This is a genomic window from Natrinema pallidum DSM 3751, from assembly GCF_000337615.1.
Lineage (GTDB): Archaea > Halobacteriota > Halobacteria > Halobacteriales > Natrialbaceae > Natrinema > Natrinema pallidum.
In genome coordinates, this window is record NZ_AOII01000088.1 from 74419 (window position 1) to 94030 (window position 19612).

At 62.6% G+C, this 19612-nt stretch carries 15 protein-coding genes; 8 read left to right on the forward strand and 7 right to left on the reverse strand.

Annotated elements, in window-relative coordinates; genetic code table 11:
* The first annotated feature begins 30 nt into the window (after nt 1-30).
* From cheY to C487_RS14520, 8 genes are all read left to right on the forward strand, one after another.
* Nucleotides 31-393 carry a chemotaxis protein CheY gene (gene cheY / locus C487_RS14485; RefSeq protein WP_006181855.1) on the forward strand — a complete coding sequence of 121 codons (363 nt, stop codon included), beginning with the start codon at nt 31-33 and terminating at the stop codon, nt 391-393.
* The gene (gene cheB / locus C487_RS14490; protein WP_049908174.1) at nt 390-1607 is read left to right on the forward strand and encodes a chemotaxis-specific protein-glutamate methyltransferase CheB; all 1218 of its coding nucleotides are present in this window, start codon (nt 390-392) and stop codon (nt 1605-1607) included. The genes cheY and cheB overlap by 4 nt, the downstream gene beginning before the upstream one ends.
* On the forward strand, nt 1600-5085 hold the full coding sequence (locus tag C487_RS14495; protein WP_006186560.1) for a chemotaxis protein CheA: 3486 nt from the start codon (nt 1600-1602) through the stop codon (nt 5083-5085). Before cheB ends, C487_RS14495 begins: the two co-directional genes overlap by 8 nt.
* Nucleotides 5086-5119: 34 nt before the next feature.
* The gene (locus C487_RS14500; RefSeq protein WP_006186561.1) at nt 5120-5725 is read left to right on the forward strand and encodes a chemotaxis protein CheC; all 606 of its coding nucleotides are present in this window, start codon (nt 5120-5122) and stop codon (nt 5723-5725) included.
* Nucleotides 5722-6990 (forward strand): chemotaxis protein CheC, encoded by a 1269-nt coding sequence (locus C487_RS14505; protein ID WP_006186562.1) that lies wholly within the window; start codon nt 5722-5724, stop codon nt 6988-6990. The genes C487_RS14500 and C487_RS14505 overlap by 4 nt, the downstream gene beginning before the upstream one ends.
* Entirely contained in the window at nt 6987-7502 is a 516-nt protein-coding gene (locus C487_RS14510; RefSeq protein WP_006186563.1) for a chemotaxis protein CheD, read from the forward strand. The genes C487_RS14505 and C487_RS14510 overlap by 4 nt, the downstream gene beginning before the upstream one ends.
* Entirely contained in the window at nt 7499-8407 is a 909-nt protein-coding gene (locus tag C487_RS14515; protein WP_006186564.1) for a CheR family methyltransferase, read from the forward strand. Before C487_RS14510 ends, C487_RS14515 begins: the two co-directional genes overlap by 4 nt.
* Before the next feature lie 119 nt (nt 8408-8526).
* Nucleotides 8527-9816, forward strand: a complete 1290-nt coding sequence (locus C487_RS14520; RefSeq protein WP_006186565.1) for a hypothetical protein — start codon at nt 8527-8529, stop codon at nt 9814-9816.
* A 100-nt stretch (nt 9817-9916) separates the two neighbouring features.
* Here C487_RS14520 and C487_RS14525 read toward each other — a convergent pair whose 3' ends face one another.
* The 7 genes from C487_RS14525 to C487_RS14555 all read right to left on the reverse strand — a co-directional run bounded on the left by C487_RS14525 (nt 9917) and on the right by C487_RS14555 (nt 19611).
* Nucleotides 9917-10708, reverse strand: coding sequence for a DUF7289 family protein (locus tag C487_RS14525; protein WP_006186566.1), 792 nt, complete (start codon nt 10706-10708; stop codon nt 9917-9919).
* The gene (locus C487_RS14530) at nt 10705-11217 is read right to left on the reverse strand and encodes a DUF7266 family protein (RefSeq protein ID WP_006186567.1); all 513 of its coding nucleotides are present in this window, start codon (nt 11215-11217) and stop codon (nt 10705-10707) included. The genes C487_RS14525 and C487_RS14530 overlap by 4 nt, the downstream gene beginning before the upstream one ends.
* A 186-nt stretch (nt 11218-11403) precedes the next feature.
* The gene (locus C487_RS14535; RefSeq protein WP_241431095.1) at nt 11404-12417 is read right to left on the reverse strand and encodes a bactofilin family protein; all 1014 of its coding nucleotides are present in this window, start codon (nt 12415-12417) and stop codon (nt 11404-11406) included.
* 359 nt (nt 12418-12776) lie between these two features.
* On the reverse strand, nt 12777-13397 hold the full coding sequence (locus C487_RS14540) for a DUF7288 family protein (RefSeq protein WP_006186569.1): 621 nt from the start codon (nt 13395-13397) through the stop codon (nt 12777-12779).
* Between the two features lie 4 nt (nt 13398-13401).
* Complete coding sequence (locus C487_RS14545) at nt 13402-13929, reverse strand: DUF7287 family protein (protein WP_006186570.1); 528 nt, start codon at nt 13927-13929, stop codon at nt 13402-13404.
* A gap of 1 nt (nt 13930) precedes the next feature.
* A complete protein-coding gene (locus C487_RS14550) occupies nt 13931-16006 on the reverse strand; it encodes a type II secretion system F family protein (RefSeq protein ID WP_006186571.1) in 2076 nt (691 codons plus the stop codon).
* Nucleotides 16003-19611, reverse strand: coding sequence for an ATPase, T2SS/T4P/T4SS family (locus C487_RS14555; RefSeq protein ID WP_006186572.1), 3609 nt, complete (start codon nt 19609-19611; stop codon nt 16003-16005). Before C487_RS14555 ends, C487_RS14550 begins: the two co-directional genes overlap by 4 nt.
* Nucleotide 19612: the final 1 nt, after the last annotated feature.

A 19612-nucleotide genomic window follows, 5' to 3' on the forward strand; every position in this document is an offset into this window, starting at 1 on the left:
TATCTCTACGAGAGTTTGGTGTACTACTGAATGTCGACAGGGGTGCTCATCGTGGACGACTCTCATTTTATGCGGAATCTATTGCGCCAGATCTTGGAACAAGATTACCGCATTCTCGGAGAGGCGTCCAACGGCGCTGAGGCCGTTAAACTGTACAAAGAACACGATCCCGACATCGTGATGATGGACATCGTGATGCCCAAATGCAACGGCATCAAGGCGACCGCGGCGATCAAGAAGATCGACCCGGACGCCCGCGTCATCATGTGTACGAGTGTCGGACAGCGTGAGAAAATGAAACTCGCCGTGAAAGCTGGCGCGGACGGCTACGTCACGAAACCGTTCGAGGAACCCAGCGTCAGAAAGGCCCTTTCAGACGTCGTCGCTGCATGACGAGAGTACTCGTTGTCGACGACTCGAGGTTTATGCGGACAGTCATCGGCAACGCGCTCGAGGCGGCTGGCTACGATATCGAAACGGCTTCGAACGGTTCCGAGGCCGTCGAGACCGTCGCCACGTTCGATCCGGATGTCGTGACGATGGACGTCGAGATGCCCGAGATGGGCGGTATCGATGCCGTCGAGCGAATCATGGCGACGAACCCGACTCCGATTCTCATGCTCAGCGTCCACACCGAACGCGGCGCTGAGGCGACGCTCGATGCCTTGGAGCGCGGAGCCGTGGACTTCCTGCACAAGCCCGACGGTTCGGACTCGCGAAACATCGCCCACCTCAGCGACGATGTCGTCGACGCAGTCGGCGAACTCGCCGAGGCCGATGTCTCGTCGGTGGCACTCGCGCGGGCCTCGGCGGCGGCCTACGCGACTCGCTCGGGACGCGCCGACAGTGCGGGACGTGGATCGACGACCGGTAACGCGGTCGCCGGCGGCGGGGCGGAGGCCCGACTGAACTCCGACTCCGGGACGATCGGTCCCGAGACGGGACCGGAAATCGGCGCTCCCGTCGTTCCGGAGGAGGACGCGACTCCCGTCGCCGTCGACGGGGATCGCGCCGATGCACCGACGGTCGTCCTCGGCGCGTCGACCGGCGGGCCGAAGATCGTCGAACGACTGTTCGAACGACTCCCGGCCGATCTCGAGGCGAAAGTGCTGGTCGTCCAGCACATGCCACCCGGGTTCACCGAGCGGTTCGCCGACCGACTCGACGCGAACAGCGCGTACGACGTCAGCGAGGCGGCGGATCGGGACTGGGTCCGGGCCGGCGAGGCCGCGGTTGCACCGGGCGACCACCATCTCGAGGTCGCGCGTAACGTCAACGGTGCCCTTCGGCTGCGACTCGATGACGGCAAGCGCGTCCACGGCGTGCGGCCGTCGATCGACGTGACGATGGAGAGTGCCGCCGAGCGGGTTTCCGATGCGCTCTGTGGCATCGTCCTGACTGGGATGGGCCGCGACGGGGCGGCCGGGATCGAGGCGATCAAGGCCGCCGGCGGTCGGACCATCGCACAGGACGAGGCGACGAGTCCGGTCTTTGGCATCCCCTGTCAGGCAATCGAAACGGGCTGTGTCGATACCATCGCGCCCGCAAACGGCATCGCCGAGGCGATCGTCGACGCGTTCACGACGGACGGTGAGAACGATGAGTGATTATCTGACAGACTTCGTTCAGGAGAGCGAAGAACGGATTACCGAACTGAACAACGCCTTGCTCACCCTCGAGCGCGAGCCCGACGACGAGGAGGCGATGGAGAACATCTTCCGGATCGCACACACCCTCAAGGGGAACTGCGGGGCGATGGGGCTGGAATCGGCCAGCGACCTCGCCCACGCGATCGAGGACCTGCTCGATGCCGTCCGCCGCGACGATCTCGAGGTGACTGCGTCGTTGATGGACATCGTCTTCGACGGCGTCGATGAACTCGAGACGATGATCGGAGAGGTCGCCGAGACCGGCGAGATCCGGACCGATCCGTCGGCGACGATCGAAGCGCTTCGTGAACACCTCCCCGATGCTGACGGGGCGATCGAAGGGGTCGAACCGCCGACGGCAGACGAAATCGACGACGTCTGTGTCCGATTCGAGCCGCCGGCCGACGACGGCCACGACGTCTATCTCGCCCGCCTCGCGATCGCACAGGAAGCGGGCATCAACAACGGGGAACTGGTCGTCGATGCGCTGATCGACGCCTTCGATCTGATCGGAACCGACCCGCCCCGCGAAACGATCGAGACCGGGGACTACGGCGGGAGTTTCGATGCGGTCTTCGGGACCGCGGTCGGCGAGGCTGCGATCGCCTCGGGACTCGACCCGGTCGAGGAGGTCGACGAGTTCGAAATCGTCGATGTCTCCGATCGGTTCGAGGGCGAAAACGCAGTCGCAAGCGCGCCCGGGGCGGAGTCGGCGGCCGCTTCCGAGCCGGGTGACGGGATCTCTCCCGATGAGGCCCAGGACCTCGAAGTCGACGATCTCCTCGACGAATTCAACGAGTTCGATAACTTAGACGAGATGGTCGACGACGTCGAGGACGAGGAACTCGACGCGTTCGAGGACATGGGTGAAGCCGGGTCGTTCGACGATCTGTTGGACGACGAGGACATCGACGAACTCGACGCCGATCCGGGCGAACCGCCGGGTGGGGCCAGCGATGCGGATGACAGCCCGACCGATGGGACCGCGGCGTCGACGGCCGACGACGCGGCCGGAGGCGACGCATCGTCTTCGGCCGATGCCGACGCCGACGACGAAGTCGACGATGCCGGCGCGGTCTTCAACGAACTCAAAGACGAGGTCGAGATGGTCGGGTTCGACGAACTCCAGGACGAACTCGAGGAACTCGAGTTCGACGAGTTCGACGAAGAAGAGGAAGTCGATATGGACGAACTCCTCGGCGAGGACGCCGACGACGACTCGTTCCTCGACGACGAGGAGCCGTCAGCGGATGCGGTCGACGATATCCTGGTCGGCTCGGAGGCGGATGCTGAGCCGGATATGGACGGTGCCGTCGACGAGGTGACGTTCGATGCCGACGAGACTGCGGCGTCGATGGCCGACGACGCGGGATCGAGCGATGAAGCGACCGCCGCGCCCGGTCCGGATGCGGAGACGATCGCCGAAGACGGTGTCGACGATTCGGCGGTGGCCGAAGCGGAGCACGGTGAAACGGGAACCCACGAAGCGGGTCCCGACGAGCCGGCCACCGACGACGGTGCTGTAGCGGATGGCGCTGTCGACGCTGTCGCTGCAACCGACTCTGACGATGTCGATACCGGCGAGACGGCCACCGGTGCGGTCAGTTCGGACGAGTCGGTCGCTGTCGACGAGCGTCCCGATTCGGGCGACGCCGGATCGGCCGAGGACGCAACTGCCCCTGCAGCCGATGCACCCGCAGCGTCCGACGGCTCGTCCCCGCAGACCGATCTCGAGGTCGACGATGCGATGGCCGACGCGGGAGACGGGGCTGTCGCCGACGGCCCCGACGACGGTACGGGGTCCGGTACCGACGACGCGGCGACGGCCGACTCGTTTGGCGGGGCCGACGACGAGGTCGAGCCGACGCCGGCCGTCGATGACGACTTCGGGACGGCCGACGACGAGTCGGACCCCTTCGACGACGGCAGCTTCGCGGCCGATGTCGACGACTCGTTCGCGGACTTCTCGGCCGATACGACCGACTCCGGCTCGGAGTCGGCCGACGGCTTCGACAGCGGGTTCGACGAGCAACTCGACGGACAGTCCGACGACGAGGCGTTCCCCGAAGCCTCCGCGTTCGATACCGACGGGACCGGCTTCGAGGAACCCGCGTCGGACGTCGAGTCCGAGTCGGACTCGAGCCTGTCGGCTGCCACATCGTTCGGCGACGACGGGAGCGGGTCCGAAACCGACGATTCCGCCGACATCGTCCGGACCATCGACGAGCCCGAGATGGAGATTCCGGACGTTTCGCTTCCGGAGACGAGCGACCGGTCGGACGCCGCCGACGAGGACGACGAGATCCAGTCGGTTCGTGTCGACATCGAACAAGTCGACTCCCTGCTCACGCTCGTGGAGGGACTGGTGACCAGTCGCGTCCGCCTCCGACACGCGGCCGATGCGGACGACGATGGCACGGCTCTCGACAAGGAACTCGACGCGCTGTCGGATCTGACGGGCGATCTGCAGGAGACGGTGATGGACATCCGACTGGTGCCGCTCCAGACGGTGACGAGTCGCCTGCCGCGGGTCGTTCGCGATATCGCCCGCGATCAGGACAAGCAGGTCGCCTTCGAGATGAGCGGCGAAACCGTCGAACTGGACCGGAGTATCCTCGATCGGATCGGCGATCCGCTGATCCATCTGGTTCGCAACGCCGTCGACCACGGGATCGAAGCCCCGGAGCGGCGCGAGGAGATCGGCAAACCGCGCGAAGGGACCGTCGAGGTCCACGCCGATCGCTCGAGCGACCGCGTGACGATCACGGTCGCGGACGACGGGAACGGACTCGATCCGGATCGGCTTCGCGACGAAGCAGTCGACGCGGGGGTTCTCGACGCGGCCGAGGCCGACGCCCTCTCCGAGGGGGAGGCGTACGACCTCATCTTCCATCCCGGCCTTTCGACGGCCGACGAGGTGACGGACGTCAGCGGCCGCGGCGTCGGCATGGATGTCGTCAAGCGGACGATCGAGGACCTGGACGGGACGGTCTCGATCGACAGCGACGAGGGCGAGGGCACGACCGTCACCATGACGCTTCCAGTGACGGTTGCGATCGACGAAATCCTGTTCGTCGAGAGCGGTGGCGAGGAGTTCGGTATCCCGACGAAGGCCGTGCAGGACATCGAATCCGCGACCGCGATCGAAACGGCCGCCGGCGAACCCACGCTCCACGGCGACGACGGCGACTATCCCGTCGTCGAACTGGCCGACGTTCTCGAGACGCCGGCTCCAGGTGCGAACGGCGACGGGATGGTCGTCCGCATTCGCGACGAGGTCCGCGAGGTAGCGCTGCACTGCGATCACGTGCAGGGCCAACAGGAGGTCGTCGTCAAGCCCTACGAGGGCGTTATGAGCGGTATCCCGGGGCTCAGCGGTGCAACGGTGCGGGGGAGAGGGGAAGTAGTCAACATCCTGGACGTGACGACACTATGAACGAACGCGAACACCCACACCTACGGAGAAATTCATGACGATGATGGTCGATATACGAAAGCTGAGCTTCATAAACGAGATGGCGAAAGTCGGGACGAACGGCGTCGCCGACAACATGAGCAAACTGACCGGCGAGGACGCCCAGATGGAGGTGACCAAGACCAACTTCATCGACGTCGACGACATCGAGTCACAGCTCGATGCCGGGAAACGGGTCGGCGTCCGCGTCCGGCTGCTCGACCCACCACACGGGCACATCCTTATCCTCTTCCCCGAGGCGAGCGCGAAGAAGATCACGGCGATCATGCTTCGCGACGTCGTCGACGACATGGGCGATGTCTCCGGGAAGATGGCCCGCAGCGCCGTCGAAGAGATGGGCAACATGATGGCAAGTGGCTTCATCGACGGCTGGGCGGACGTGCTCGGCCGCGCGATCGATATCGCCGCGCCACAGCTCGTCTACGCGCAAACGGGTGACATCGTCACCCGGACGGCCAGTCTCGGCGGCGACGATCTGGCACTGTTCTTCGACTCCGATCTGTCGGTCCCCAGCTACCAGATCGAAGCCGAGATCTACGCCTTCCCCGACTTGGGAGAGTTCGTGGAAATGGTCAACGGCATCGAAGTCCAATCCGCATGAAACTCGACGTCAACGCACTCGGCACGTTCTACCGGATGGCTCGAGAGGGGGCCGGACTGGCGGCGGGCCGACTCACCCATATGCTGGGCGTCGAGACGAAGGTCGGCGTAACGAAGCTCAACTTCATGCGCGGCCAGGAGATCCGGCGCGACTTCGAGGACTCGACGGAGAAGGTCGGCGTCCGCGTCAAGCTGACCGGCGGGATCGAGGGCTACTCGGTCGTCGTCTTCGAGCGCGAGAACGCGCTTCGAATCGTCGAAACCCTGCTCGCGGAAGCCGGTCCCGACGCGGATGTCAACGCCGATGTCGACGAGATCGACGGCTTCGACGAGATGACCGAGAGCGCGGCCACCGAAGTCGGCCACATCATGAACAGCGGCTTCATCGATGGCTGGGCCGACGTCTTGGAGACCGTCATCGACGTCTCCACGCCGGAGTTCGTCGAGGGACAGACCGCCGAGCCCTTCTTCGGCGACATTGACGAGGCACCGGCCGACGACGACCTCGCCTTGCTCTTCCAGAGCCAGATCGAGACCGTCGGGACCGAGGTCGGCTTCAGTCACTACCTCTTCCCGAAACGCGAGTCGATGTCGAAGCTCCTCGAGCAACTGCGCACCAGCGAGGGCATCGAGTACGACAAACTCGACGGCTTCGATCGAATGGCGGAACGCGGTGCCGAGGAGGTCGCCAAGACGGCGACCACGCTGACCGGCATCGATACCAGCGTCGACATCCGCCGGCTGAACTTCGTCTCGCTCGAGGCGATTCCCGAGCAGGTGGCAAACGAGAAACTCGTCGGGGTCGCCTTCGAATTCGACGGCATGCCAAGCGGCTATCTCCTCTTCCTGTTCGACGAGGAGTCGGCCCACGAGATCGTCGACGCGATGGTTCCCATGGAGGTCGACGAGGACGGGTTCGGCGAGATGGGCACCAGCGCGATCAAGGAGCTCGGGAACATCATGGCAAGCGGGTTCCTCGACGGCTGGGCGAACGTCCTCGATACGACGATCGACCATTCGACGCCGGAGTTCATCCACGACATCGGTGCCGCGGCCGTCGACCCGGTCATCATCCAGCTCGGAGAGAATCAGGACTTCGCGTTCGTCTTCGACACGGTCGTTATGGCCGACGGTCGGGAGTTCGACTGCGAAGTGTACGCGATCCCCGACGAGTCCGATCTCGAGCGGGCGCTGAACAATTTAGACGTCGATCGGATCGAGGAGACGCCGACGACGGCGGAGTTCCAGGAAGTCGATAACACATGAAAACGTACGGCACCGAACCGGGCGCACCGACGCCGGTCCAGGTCGGCATCTCCGAACTCGTCGTCAGCGACGGCGACGACACGCTCAAGTCCTACGGCCTCGGGTCGTGTCTGGCCATCGCCCTGTACGACCCAAACACCAATATCGGCGGCTTGGCACACGTCATGTTGCCCGACGGCGACACTGCGGACAACAGCGAGCGCAAACCGGGCAAGTACGCCGATACGGCGATCCGTGCGCTCCTCCGGCGCATGGTCGAGCAGGGCGCAAACTACACCGCCGTCGAAGCGAAAATCGCCGGCGGCAGCGACATGTTCGAGTTCGAGAGTTTCGGCGACGGCGTCGGACAGCGAAACATCGCCGCCGCAAAGACGGAACTCGAGAAACTCGGCGTCCCGCTCGAGGCGGAAGACGTCGGCGGCGAATACGGTCGAACCGTCGAATTCACGCCCGGGACGGGGACGCTCGTGGTGAAAACGTCCGACGGCGATAACGGAGTGATGGAACTGTGATCGGCGACGGCGCTGGCGACGCCGGCACCGACCCCGACGACGGTGACCGTGACGACGAGGTGTTCGCCGACCTCCTCGCGTTCGTCGAAGACGAACTGTCGTTCGCGACCAGTCACTACAACGACAGCTACCTCGACCGGCGTATCTCCTCGCGGATGCGGCGGACGAGAAACGAGACGTACCAGGACTACTTCGAGCACCTGCGAACTGATGCCGACGAACAGGAGGCGTTGCTCGAGGCGATGAGCATCAACGTAACCGGCTTTTTTCGGAACCCGGATGTCTGGTCGGGGATCCGGACCGTTCTCCGGAAACTGTCCGCGAAAGAGACGACCGTCCGAGTCTGGAGTGCCGCGTGTGCCGACGGCCGAGAGCCGTATTCGCTTGCAATGCTCGCGCGTGACGATCCCAAGATCGACGAGTCCAGCGTCTACGTTCTCGGGACCGACATCAGTACACCGGCGCTCGAAACGGCTCGGAACGGCGTCTATGAGGAATCCCGGACGGTTGATTTCGACGACCAACTCTCCTTTCTCGACAACTACCGGCGGTACGTCGATGTCGACGGGCGGACCTACCGTATCAGCGACGAAATCAAGCGAAACGTACGCTTTCAGCGCCACGACCTGATCAACGACGACCCGAAGTCGGGGTTCGATCTCGTCACGTGCCGAAATCTCTTCATATATATCGACAACGCGTACAAACGACCGATGCTCGAAACGATCGCCCGGTCGCTTCGAACGGACGGCTACCTCGTCATCGGCAAGGCCGAGACGATCCCGCCGTCGCTCCAGTCGGCGTTCGCCGTCCGCGAGGCTCGCTTGCGAATCTACCAGCGGGACGGACGCAACACGGGCGGCGGGACGACCGACCGCCGCACGGACCCGAACTTCACGTCGTAGCGGCGACGAACGGAGGATACGATGGCGGTGTCGGGCTGTCCGCGAGAACCCGTTGGATCTGTTCACAGTGCGGAGAACAACCACTCGTTACATGACGGTTCGCCGAATACTCCCGACGAATGCCTCCGCTCGACCTTCGACCGTTCGTCGCCCGCACTGCGGCGCTGATCGACTCGTCGCCGCCGACATCCCGCGGTGAAACCCGCACGTGGCTCGTCGAGCCCTTTCTCGAGGCCCTTGGCTGGGACTGTCGTGCCGATTCGGGTGTGACCGACCGGACCGTCGACGGGACGCGAGTCGAATACGTGCCGATGATCGACTCGGTGCCCGCGCTGCTCGTCGCCGTCGAGGCCTACGATGCGTCCCTCGAAGAGTCACGTGCCACCGCGCTGCGGGGGGCGATGACCTGGACGGGTATCGACCGTGCGATCTACACGAACGGCCGCGAATATCTCCTGCTCGCGGGCGCGTCCGATGTCGACTACCACGCCCTCACCCTCTCCGAACTCGCCGACGCGGAGTCGACACTGGACAACTACTCGAGGGCGGCCCTGGCTCGCCGACTCGAGCACCACTCCCGGGACCACGTCGCCCGGCGACTCGCACTCGAGCGGCCATGTCTCGTCGACTCGATCGTCGAGCAACTGACGACGGCCGCCGTGCAGGGCGATGCCTACGCCGACGAGTTCGACGCCGCGGTCGACCGACTCCTCGACCAGCTCGTCGTCGCGTTCGCCGATGGCAGGCCGGAATCGGGGGAGAGCCGGACGGATGTCTCGATTCGATTCAACGAATCGGCGGTAACCGGAGACGGGGAGACGAATGAGACCTGTGCATCCGACTCTCGGTCCGGATTGCCCGCCGACTCCGGCGGCGACGCTACCGACCCGAGAACGGACGCGACTCGAGCCGAACGCGGGAGCGCTGCGGGCTCGAACGCCGACGCTGCCCGCGAAACCGGTGCGGGAGACGCAAGTGGGACGGAATCGGACGACCCGTCGGCGTCGACTCCCGACGACGGATCGGACGGATCGACCGTTGACGCCGACACCGGTACCGACGACGGCGAATACGTCGTCCGATTCTTCAACGATCGCGGTTCGATCGGCGCGATCGGCCACTCGACGGCGGCGGGGGCACTGGTCGAGGCCGCCGAGTACCTGTTCGAGCGCGGCCTCTCCGGTATCGACGTCCCGTGGAGCCCCGACGACGCCGACGGCACGGTTCTGAACGCCGCCCCCACTCACGCCGACGGCTCGCCGATGGCCGCCCCGACACAGCTCTCGAACGGGCTCTATCTCGCGACCGGGGGCGAGCCGGACGAACGCGCCGCACGCGTCGAGGCGCTCGCCGCTCGAGCGGGATTGCGGGCGATGCTCACGGGGGACTGGGACGGTCGAACCTCCTGAAGCGATTGCGACGCCGATCGGCCAGCCGTCTGGATCGGGTGTGCAGTGACGTTCAATGGCCGATCGCTCTCGACGACTCTTCGGAGAAGTGACGGCGCGGTCAGTACTTGACGTGGGTCTCGACGACCGTTATGACGACTTGGAGGTCGCTGCCCGTGCTTTCACCACAGGTCGCTTTGGGGGTCGGACTGGCTGTGTCGCGCTCCCAGCCGGACCGTTCGAGCGTCGCGTTCCAGGCGTTGTCGTAGTCCGTATTTGCCGTTACCGTCACTTCATCGACACCGCTTTCGATCTGTGTCTTGCGCTCCGTTTCGTTCATCGTCACCTCGAGCGTGCCACTACTCTGGATCGACCCGTTGGTGGCCTGGACCGACGGAATCGTAATAAGGACCGATTCGTTCCCCTCGTCACACGCCAGCTGTGGTCGTTTGAGAACGACGCTACCACCGTTTTCGGCGGAGCGAACGACGCCGCCACCCTCGTAGATAATCCGATCTGACCCGGTCGTATACGCGAATTCGCCGAGCGTCACGGGACTGGCGTCAGCGGAAGCGGTACCGGCACCGGTATCGAGTTCGATCTCGAGTACCGTCCCGTCGGAGCCGGCCGCAAACGTCCCTTCGCGAAGCGATAGTTCGCCGCGTCGCTTGTCGATCCCGTCGTATCGCAGCACGTCGTTGAAGTTCTCCGTGAGTGCCTCCATCGCTCGCTCGGAGTTCCGTAGCTGCTCGCCGTCGCTGTAATCGGTCATCGCTTGGAACCCGGTCATGGACAGCAACATGACGGAGCCGATGATCGTCGCGAAGACGAGGATGAACGCGAGGACATCGGAGACTGCACGATCGGGGCCGGCACGTCCAGCGCTCGGCTCGCCGTTTCGGCTTCGTCTCATCGTGTTCCTCCGTGGATCGATATTTCACTGGTGGTCGGGTCACCGGTGGACCGATGGCGGATTTCGATCGTGCCGCCCGACACTGTCTTCGAGTCGTCGTCGATTTCCGCGTCGATCTTGACCGGGACGTAGACGACGGTATCGGCGTCCGTCGCCGTCAGTTTCAGACACTCGGTCGAGCCATCGAGAAACCGTCCGTCCCCGCATTCGCTCGCAGGGAGCAATTCGACCGTGTACGACGAGCCTGCAACCGTTTGCGGATGGTCGGCAGTAGCGGTCACCTCGTCGTTCGTCCCGATCGCCGCCCGGTCGACGTTCGACAGTTCATCGCTCAGGCGCTCGCCGACCGTCTCGAGTGACAGCCGCGCGCTGTTTTCCTTTTGATTCTCGAGGAGCGTGCCACCGGCCATCAGGAGCATCGCGATGAGGACCGTCGTGATGGCGATGGTGAGCGCGTGCGTGACCGTGATCGAAACGCCGCGGTCAGCCCGACGGAACCGGTCACGCATCGACCGACACCTCCGACCGGCGGAGAGTAACACATCCGAATCGATGAGTTGCTGATATAATTCGATATATGACTTCAATCGGGTTCGTTTCGGAAAGATGAATTAGTCCGGATTCAACTATAGTGTCTCGAACATACGCATGGGTTGTTTCGAGTGGTATTTTCATGTGGTTGCTGTTTCTTGTTCTCAATCGTTGATCTCTCCGTGGACGGTTCCGTCGTTGACAGTAACAGTTCCGTCAGCAGTCACGTCACCGTAGACGACGCTGCCACCGTCAATGTCAACATCTTTTTTCGAGTATATATCCCCACGAACAACACTGTTTGTTCCCATAGAGATGGTCTTGTCACTGGATATATCTCCACTTACTTTCGCCCCATTGTCCATAGTTATGGATTCTTTATTGTTGATATCGCCGATGAGCTTTCCATCATCAATATCGATATTCTGTGCCCGGATCACACGACCATAGAGTGTGCTTTCATCGGTTATATCCAGATCACCATCGATCTCCACTTCCCCAACGAGGGTACTTTCATCAGCAATATCGACCGTAAAGCCGCTTCCATCGGCCTTTTTGATATCACACTCAGTTATCTTACCATCATCAATCGTCGTCGAACCACCAGTAAGATTGAGATTATCGCAGAACCCGTTTGGAACTAGCCCGAAGGGATTTTGACTCCCTTCACCGTAGATCGGAACTCGCTGCAACCGCGTATACGAAACCTCGTTCGAGGTATACGTGACATCCGCCGCGATATCCCACGCGCCGTAGTGGACATCGTCGATTCCGTCGATATCCTGGTCCCCTTTGACCACGAGTTCGTACGAGCCGTCGGCGTCGTCCCCCTGAGATAGTTCGACTTCGTCGTACGACTCGTCCGGGTCGATCAACTCGAGTCCGCACTCCCGTTCGGTTCCGTTGATCGTTCCACGAACGAAGTCGATTCGAACGGGTTGAGACATGGAACACGGCTCGGATTGTATCGTATAGTCGCTGCCGGAGTCTGCGATCGTCACCTCCTTCGTTCCGCCACTGCTGTTAACGGATCGAACGGTTATGTCACCGTCACTGTCGTCCGGATCGAACTCGAGGGCGAAGTGACCGACGTGTCGAGTCGTGTTGATCGCGGACTCGTTGTTCATCAAGTCGACGGATTCGTTACCGATGCTGTTCGTTGCAACCCGTGCCTCCATGACGACATCGACGGTCTCGATCCGCGTGGCTGTCGGACGGCTACTCGCCGTCGTGTTCAGGTACGAGTCCGCGTATTCCGAATCTCCGGTGATCGCCGTCTCGAGAGCGTTGCCATAGCTCCCGCCGCTGCTGTTGTCCCAGTTGACATTTCCGCGATGGGCGAGGCCCCCGAGTCCGTCCTCGAGTTCATCGTTCGTCACTTTGGCACCGGGGCCGGTCTGGCCGGTCGGGCCGGAGGCGACGGTTTCGGTGGCGAGCACACCGTTGTAGACGACGACGGCACCCAGAATGATGAACGCGAGGGTAATCGCGCCGACGAGGAGCAACTGCCCGCGATCGCGGTGTCGGTGGGAGATGGTTACCATGCGACCACCCGGACTTCGACGACGTTGTAGACCGGATTATTCGGGCCGTTGCTCAACTCCGAAATCGCCGACTCGCTCTCGTTGAGGTCGCTCAGCGTTCGCTCCCGGTCCGGAGTCACGTACTGATCGTCGTACAGCGTTACGGTATAACTGGCCGTGACGCTCGATGGTGGGGGCCCGGACTGGTGAACCAGCGTTTTGTTCTCGCTCCCTTTCGGATGTATCTCGACGTTGTATCCGCCACCACGCTCGTTGAATCGATCGTCCAATATGCTCCCGAGCGTCGATTTGTTGGCGAAGGTATCGGGATGGTACTGCCGATAGTCCCCGCTCTCTGCCAACTGGCCGTCGGTACCTTCGAATCCACCCTCACCGTTCCAGCGACGGAGCGTCTCCGAGAGGTTTCCGTCTTCCGCTGCGACGACCAGTGCGTCCAGTGCTTCCTGTTGTCTCTGTGCCTGGTCGGAGCGGTCGATCCCGCCGGTCGACGGCATGATCACGACCGACTGCAGTGCGAACAGGGTCGCCATCAGTACGACCATCGCGCCGATGAACCCCTCGAGCGTGTAGGCCTGTCCGCGATCGCCGCCGGATGGAATATCAGTTCCAGCCATGCTATCACCAGACCCTCACGACGAGCCGACAGGCGGGGTCACACTCGTCGACATCACCTTCGAGCGTCACGATCCGTGCCGAACTGGCCGCCGACTGGTTGCTATACGGTTCCCCGGCGGTGGTATCGGGGTGTTTGAGCGTCGTACTATTGTTCACGTATTTTATCGTCACGTTCAGGCTATCGTAAACGTGATCCTGGTCACCGCTCGCCCGGAGTCCGAGCTGGTGGGTCAGGTTCTCCTCTCCGGCATACTCCGTAAAGTCGATCTCGTTACCCGATCCCGTTCCGAGATCGTCGACGATCCGGTCCGCGATCCGGTCGGCCTGTGCCGTCTTCGCACCGTTCGACGACTCGTACGGGGTTACGAGCGACGGAAGAAACGAGAAGACGAAGGCGATCGCCAGCAGGAACACACCGATCCCGACGGCGAAATCCTGCGTGGTCTGGCCCCGATCCGCGAGGGAGATCGAGATCGTACGGGGTCGTCGTTGTCGATCCTGCTTTCGGTCGCATGGGCGTTGGTCGCTCATGTCAGGCCACCAGGGTCCAGCCGATGAGTGCGATCGCGGACAGTCCGACCGCGTATTTCAACCCGCTCAGTATACTGGCGTCGCGCATATATCCACAGATAAACCCGGAGATGATCGCCTGCAGGGTTACCGCGTGGAAGAACAGCACCGACAGCATGTCGACGTTGATGTTCTCGCTGAGGTTCGCACCCTGCATTGCACCGCCGGCACCGCCGGGAGCTCCGCCACCGCCGCCACCACCACCGCTGCTGCTTTCGAGACCCGCCATCGTGTCGATAAACTGCGTTTTGAGAATGGCGATCACCGCGAGCACCGTCATGAACGTCATGATGATGATCACGATCTGCATCCGGGTTCGGGACTTGCGTTCGCGCTGGATATCGTCGTGGTTCTCGCTCGCGGTTGCAGCCGTTCGGAGGACGTCCGAAATCTCGTTTGACGCCTCCTGTGCTTCGGTGATCAGGCGCATCGTTCGGGCGAGGCGCGGAATGTGGTACTTGTTGTTGAACTCGATGAGCGCTTCCTTCATGCTCGTCCCGTAGTTGACCTTCGTGTGAACGATCTCGAACTCGCGGGCCAACTTGCCGCTCGTCGTGTCGGAGACGGCCTTGAACGACTCGAGCAGCGTGAGCCCGGTGTCGTTCGAACTCGAGAGTTTCCGGAGGTCTTCGGAGAGTTTGTTGACGACGGCGGTTCGGTGGCGGAAGTTCCACTCGCGGAAAATCGCCAGCGGCAGGGCGACGATGTACAGCGGGACGTAGAGGTAGATGACCGTTCCCCAGATCGGTTTCTCGAGGAGTTCCTCCCACGACATCGGTGTCGCCCCGTTTACCACGGCCGTAACGACGACGACGAGTGCCATCGGTACGGTCAACGCAAGGGTGATCAGCGGATTGTCCCTGAAGAAGTGATGTGGCTTCCGCAGAACCTCGATCGTCTCGTAGGTTCCCTCGCGGTTCTTGATTCGATCGAAAACGCTGTGATCGCCGGTGAACTGTTCGACGAGTCCGAGGCCCAACAGGCCGTCTTCCTTGCCGGTTTCGGTCCGTTGGTCCGTGTTCCCCATCGTGAGGAAGCCGTCGCCGGGTTCGTCGTGTTTGACCGTCGAAACGAGGACGATGAAGGCGACCCCGATCATCGGGATCAAACCGTACACGGTCATGTAGAGCATTTGATTCGAGACGCCCGCGCCCGGAATCATCTGCATGATGACCATGATGATGATCAGGAGAAGCGGGAACAGCGACAGCGTCATGTACATCTCCCCGAACAGTTCGAGCGTCTCGAGGGTGAGTTCCTGTTCCTGCTTTGCGGTGCGCATGTGCTTTTCTTTCTTGTCCTCGAGGAAGCTCTGCATGTCACCGCCGCTATTGACGATCGAGAGCATGTCGGTCAGGAACTGCGCGAGGTCGTCGCTCGGCGTCTCCAGCGCCTGTTTCCGAATGGCCGTTCGGTAGTCGATGTCGAAGTATTCGGTCTCCTTGACGATACTCTGGAACTCCTTTGCGACCTCGCCGTAGGTGTCGTCGGCCTGGGCCATCGCCTCGATGATCTCGAGTTGGTTCAGACCACCGACCGACAGGGCGTACATAAACGAGACCGAGTCGGTCAGGAGCATGTTGATCTCGCGTTTGCGCGAGGACGCACGCGAGTAGGGGATCGCGACCATCGATCCGAAGCCGATCCCGAAGCCGATCGTACCGAGTATCAGCCCGGTAAAGAAGACGACGGCCGGGACCCGAAGCATCTCGATGATCTGCAGGAGGAGTCCGTTGCCGACCGGGATACCGATGAGCGTCTCGTTCGAGAGGAGCCCGATGGCGAAGACGCCGTAGCCGAGCATGAGTCCGATCAGCCAGAGGGTGAGACCGCTGATGAATCCGATCCCGAGCGCTCGCGAGAGGTAGAGTTCGACCGTATCCGTCATCCGGGCCTGCGCGAGTTTCGTCTCGACATCGGCGACGAACTCGCTGTCGTCCCCGAACAGCCGATCGTAGAGCGGGTAGAACCGATCACCGAGTACGTCGGAGCTTCCCGACATGCCCGAGCCGCCGCTGTCCTTCGTTTGGAGGCTCATGAGTCGGTCTCCTCGTCACTTTCGTCGGCGTCGAAGATGCCGCTGTTTCCGTCCGCCGCGTTTCCGTCATCATCACCTTTGAAAATCGACTCGTCATCGCTCGAGTCGGCGTCGAACAGTGATCCGTCATCGTCGACCGTGTCGGTCTCATCGTCCGTGAAGACCGACTCCGAATCGTCGCCGAATATCGAGTCGTCGCCGGCTTCGTCGTCCGAGTCCGCTTCCGGCTCGTCATCGGCGGCGGTTTCGGCCGACGAGTCGACACCCCCGTCATCGATATCGATCGTCGGTGGTTCCGGTTCGTCGTCAGCAGCCGCGTCCGCCGCAGGCGTGTCGGAATCCGCTGCATCCGAGTCCGTCGCCCCGTTATCGAGATCGATCGTCGGCGGCTCCGGTTCGTCGTCCGGGGCCGCATCCGTCTCGGCTGCGGGTTGTGTCCCGGACGCAGCCGTCGATGTGCGGTCCTCCGAATCGGGATCGAAGATGGAATCGAGATCGCCGTCCGGGAACATCGAATCGAATCCTGACGTTTCCCCGTGATCGCTCGCCGTCGGTTCGGGGCCGCCAGCCGTCTGCCCCGGTTGCGGATCGTCGATCCCGTCGATCGTCTCTCCCATATCGTCGAACAAGCCACCCAGATCGCTGTCACCGGCGTCGTCGGACGGCAGTATCGTCGCATCGCTCGCCGTCGATCCCGTCCCGTCGCTTGAGTCGGCTGTCTCGTCCGCCGGGAGCCGGTCGCCCGCGTTCGGCGGGGCGGCCTGGGCCGTCGTCTCCGCCGGCGTACTACTCGCTGCGGGCGATTCACCGGCAGGCGCGCGTTCGTCGGCTCCCTCCGGTCCCGGTCCGGTATCGGGGTCGGTAGCGACGCCGGCCTCAGCCCCTTCGCTCAGCCACGCTGGCTCGTCACCGCCGCCGTCGTCGCCGTCGATGGCGAACGCGGTCGAACTGTCACCCAGTTCCCACTCGTCCTCGTCGACGGTCTCGTCGACCTCGCCGCCGAACTCGAACTCGTCGCTGTCGGCGCGGTCGACCTCGATCGTGCTCTCGGCTTCGACATCGCCGAGCGAACTCGCGAGTCCGCTGGGAACCTCTCCGCGGAACTCCTCGAACAGCGACTCCTCGGCCCGTTCCAAGATGTCCGTCGAAAGGTTGTACGTCTCGCTTGTCGCCTCAGGTCGTGGAACGAGTTCCTCTTTCTCCGGATCGACGTCGATCAGGACGCTCTCCATCTCCCGGAGGTCCTCGAGACTGTCCTCGAGTTGACCGTTCGCGATGAGCGTGAGGATGGTCTCCGGATCGTTGATAAACGCCTGCACGGTCGCGGCGACCTGTGCGTACGTGTTCAGTCCGTTTTTGATGAGGTACGCGAGGATGACCTCCCGCTTGAACAGTTCGTCCTCGAGTTTCTCCCGACTCCACCCGCGATCGAACTGGATTTCCTCTAACGTGTTCGAATCCCCCATCTTGAGGAACTCGTCGGTCTCGGCCTGCCACTGATAGACGTCCTGAACGTTGATCTCGTCGTGTTCGGCCTCGTAGTGGTTGATCTCGGTCAGGGACTTGTTCCGGCGGACCTTCCGACCCTGGACGCGGGTCTGGGTCTGGATCGACACCAGATCCAGCGCGGTGAACATCGTCTTCGAGACGTTGATCGGGTCCGTCGTGAACCGCTTGAGCACCTCGTCGACGGAGTCGGCGTGGAAGGTCGTGTAGGTGGTGTGCCCCGTCGACATGACCTGGAAGAGCGTTCGGCCCTCCTCACCACGGATCTCACCCATCACGATGTAGTCGGGGCGCTGGCGCAGTGCGGCCTCGAGCAGGTCGAACTCGTCGACGTCCCCCTGTTCGTCGTCGGAGAACGAGGGGCGGGTGACGCTGGCAATCCAGTTTCGCTGTGGCAGTTCGACCTCGCGGGTGTCCTCGATGGAGACGATCTTCGCGCTCGAGGGAATAAACAGCGAAACGGCGTTCAGCGATGTCGTCTTCCCGGATGCTGTACCGCCGGCGAAGATCAGGCTCTTGTGGTTCTCGATGGCGAGCCAGAGGAACGCCATCTCGTCGAGCGAGAACGTGTTCCAGTTGATGAGGTCGATCGGGGTGAACGGAACGTCCTTGAACTGACGGATGGTGTAGTTGGTCCCGTGATCGGAGACCTCTTTGCCGAGGGTCAGCTGGGCACGCGAGCCGTCGGGCAACGTCGCGTCGACCTGCGGGAGCCGTTTGCTGATCCCTTTGCCCGACCGCTGGGCGAGTTTGACGACGAAGTCGTCCAGTTCGTCCTCGCCGTGGTAGATGTTCGAGATGATCTGTTCGTACTCGGAGTGATAGACGAAGACCGGCGAGTTGTAGCCGTCGACGGAGATGTCTTCGACGTTGATGTCGTGTTTGATCCCGTCGATACGCTCGTAGCCGATGAAGTCCCGCGTAAGCAGGTACAGGAGCTTTTCGACCTGATACTCGCTCAGCGTGTCCGGATCGTCCGCGAGGATGGCCGGTTCGGGTCGGGCTTCGATCCCGCCGAGTCGGCTCGTCCCGGTGTCCTCGGCCTCGACCACGGTCGACTCGTCATCGTCGAGCAGTCCCCGAATCGTCTCGACGACGCCTTCCGACGTGCTGCCGGACGTCGCTTCGAAGAGGTCGTACCGTTTCAACAACCGTCTGGTTTCGTCCTCGATTACCGTTCGGCGACCGCCCTCCGTCGCCTTCTCCTTGATACCGTCCTCGGAGTACTTGATCGCCTTTCTGAGTTTGCCCGAGAGGAACTCCTTGAGTTCCGCCTCGATCTCGTTCTGGTAGGGCTCGATCATGTAGTACTTCTTCTCGTTTTCCTTCTCCGAGTGGAAGATGACGACGTAGGCGTAGGGCTTGTTCACCCAGTAGCGCTCGACCTCCCGGAAGTGGGTCTTCTTTTCGAAGGGGACCGCCTTCTCGAGATCGTAGCGATTGGAGACGGTCGTGTTCCCCCCGGCCGTCGAGAAGAATTCGTCCTCGTCGAGGTCCTCCTGAACGTTGACGGTGCGTTCTTCCACGACATCGTCGAGTTCCAAGGCGACGTCGTTAGCGGCGGCGAGACGACCCTCTAACGTCTCGGGGTCGAAGCCGAGCGCGTCGGATTTGTCTAGCGGCGACGAGTCGTCGTGACCGTACGCCCGCTTGTAGTGTTCCCAGGTCCAGACGTCCTTGACGACCGGCGTCGTCTCCGGATCGAGGTACTCGTCGACGATCGATCGGAGCGTGGCAGCGCTGTCGCCGGCGGTCGGCAGGACCTGCTCCTCGAGGTCGTCGGGATGATACCCGAGGTACGATTCCGGATCGAACGTCACTCGGTCCCAGTCGTCCCCGCTCGGGCTCGATCCGACGTCTTCGCCGGTATCGAGTCCGAGTTGGTCCCCCTCGGTCCCGTCGTCGGGGTACAGGTCGGCCACTTCGTCGCCGTACCCGTACTCGTTCATGAACTCTTCCCAGGTGTACGTACCAACGCTGATCGCCGAATTCGACGTCAGGTCAGCTTCTTGAGACCGCTCGCCTTCCGACGCAGGGTCGGATGCCTCCCCCTCAGAAAAGTCCCCAGCATCCGATTGGTCGGCCTCGTCAATAGCCATT

Excerpts from the sequence above, each read along its gene's own strand:
- C487_RS14530 (WP_006186567.1), bottom strand. The coding sequence starts at position 11,217 with ATGCGTGACCGGTTCCGTCGGGCTGACCGCGGCGTTTCGATCACGGTC.
- C487_RS14510 (WP_006186563.1), top strand. The coding sequence starts at position 6,987 with ATGAAAACGTACGGCACCGAACCGGGCGCACCGACGCCGGTCCAGGTC.
- C487_RS14535 (WP_241431095.1), bottom strand. The coding sequence starts at position 12,417 with ATGGAGGCACGGGTTGCAACGAACAGCATCGGTAACGAATCCGTCGAC.
- C487_RS14545 (WP_006186570.1), bottom strand. The coding sequence starts at position 13,929 with ATGAGCGACCAACGCCCATGCGACCGAAAGCAGGATCGACAACGACGA.
- C487_RS14500 (WP_006186561.1), top strand. The coding sequence starts at position 5,120 with ATGACGATGATGGTCGATATACGAAAGCTGAGCTTCATAAACGAGATG.
- cheY (WP_006181855.1), top strand. The coding sequence starts at position 31 with ATGTCGACAGGGGTGCTCATCGTGGACGACTCTCATTTTATGCGGAAT.
- C487_RS14555 (WP_006186572.1), bottom strand. The coding sequence starts at position 19,611 with ATGGCTATTGACGAGGCCGACCAATCGGATGCTGGGGACTTTTCTGAG.
- cheB (WP_049908174.1), top strand. The coding sequence starts at position 390 with ATGACGAGAGTACTCGTTGTCGACGACTCGAGGTTTATGCGGACAGTC.
- C487_RS14520 (WP_006186565.1), top strand. The coding sequence starts at position 8,527 with ATGCCTCCGCTCGACCTTCGACCGTTCGTCGCCCGCACTGCGGCGCTG.
- C487_RS14525 (WP_006186566.1), bottom strand. The coding sequence starts at position 10,708 with ATGAGACGAAGCCGAAACGGCGAGCCGAGCGCTGGACGTGCCGGCCCC.
- C487_RS14495 (WP_006186560.1), top strand. The coding sequence starts at position 1,600 with ATGAGTGATTATCTGACAGACTTCGTTCAGGAGAGCGAAGAACGGATT.
- C487_RS14505 (WP_006186562.1), top strand. The coding sequence starts at position 5,722 with ATGAAACTCGACGTCAACGCACTCGGCACGTTCTACCGGATGGCTCGA.
- C487_RS14550 (WP_006186571.1), bottom strand. The coding sequence starts at position 16,006 with ATGAGCCTCCAAACGAAGGACAGCGGCGGCTCGGGCATGTCGGGAAGC.
- C487_RS14540 (WP_006186569.1), bottom strand. The coding sequence starts at position 13,397 with ATGGCTGGAACTGATATTCCATCCGGCGGCGATCGCGGACAGGCCTAC.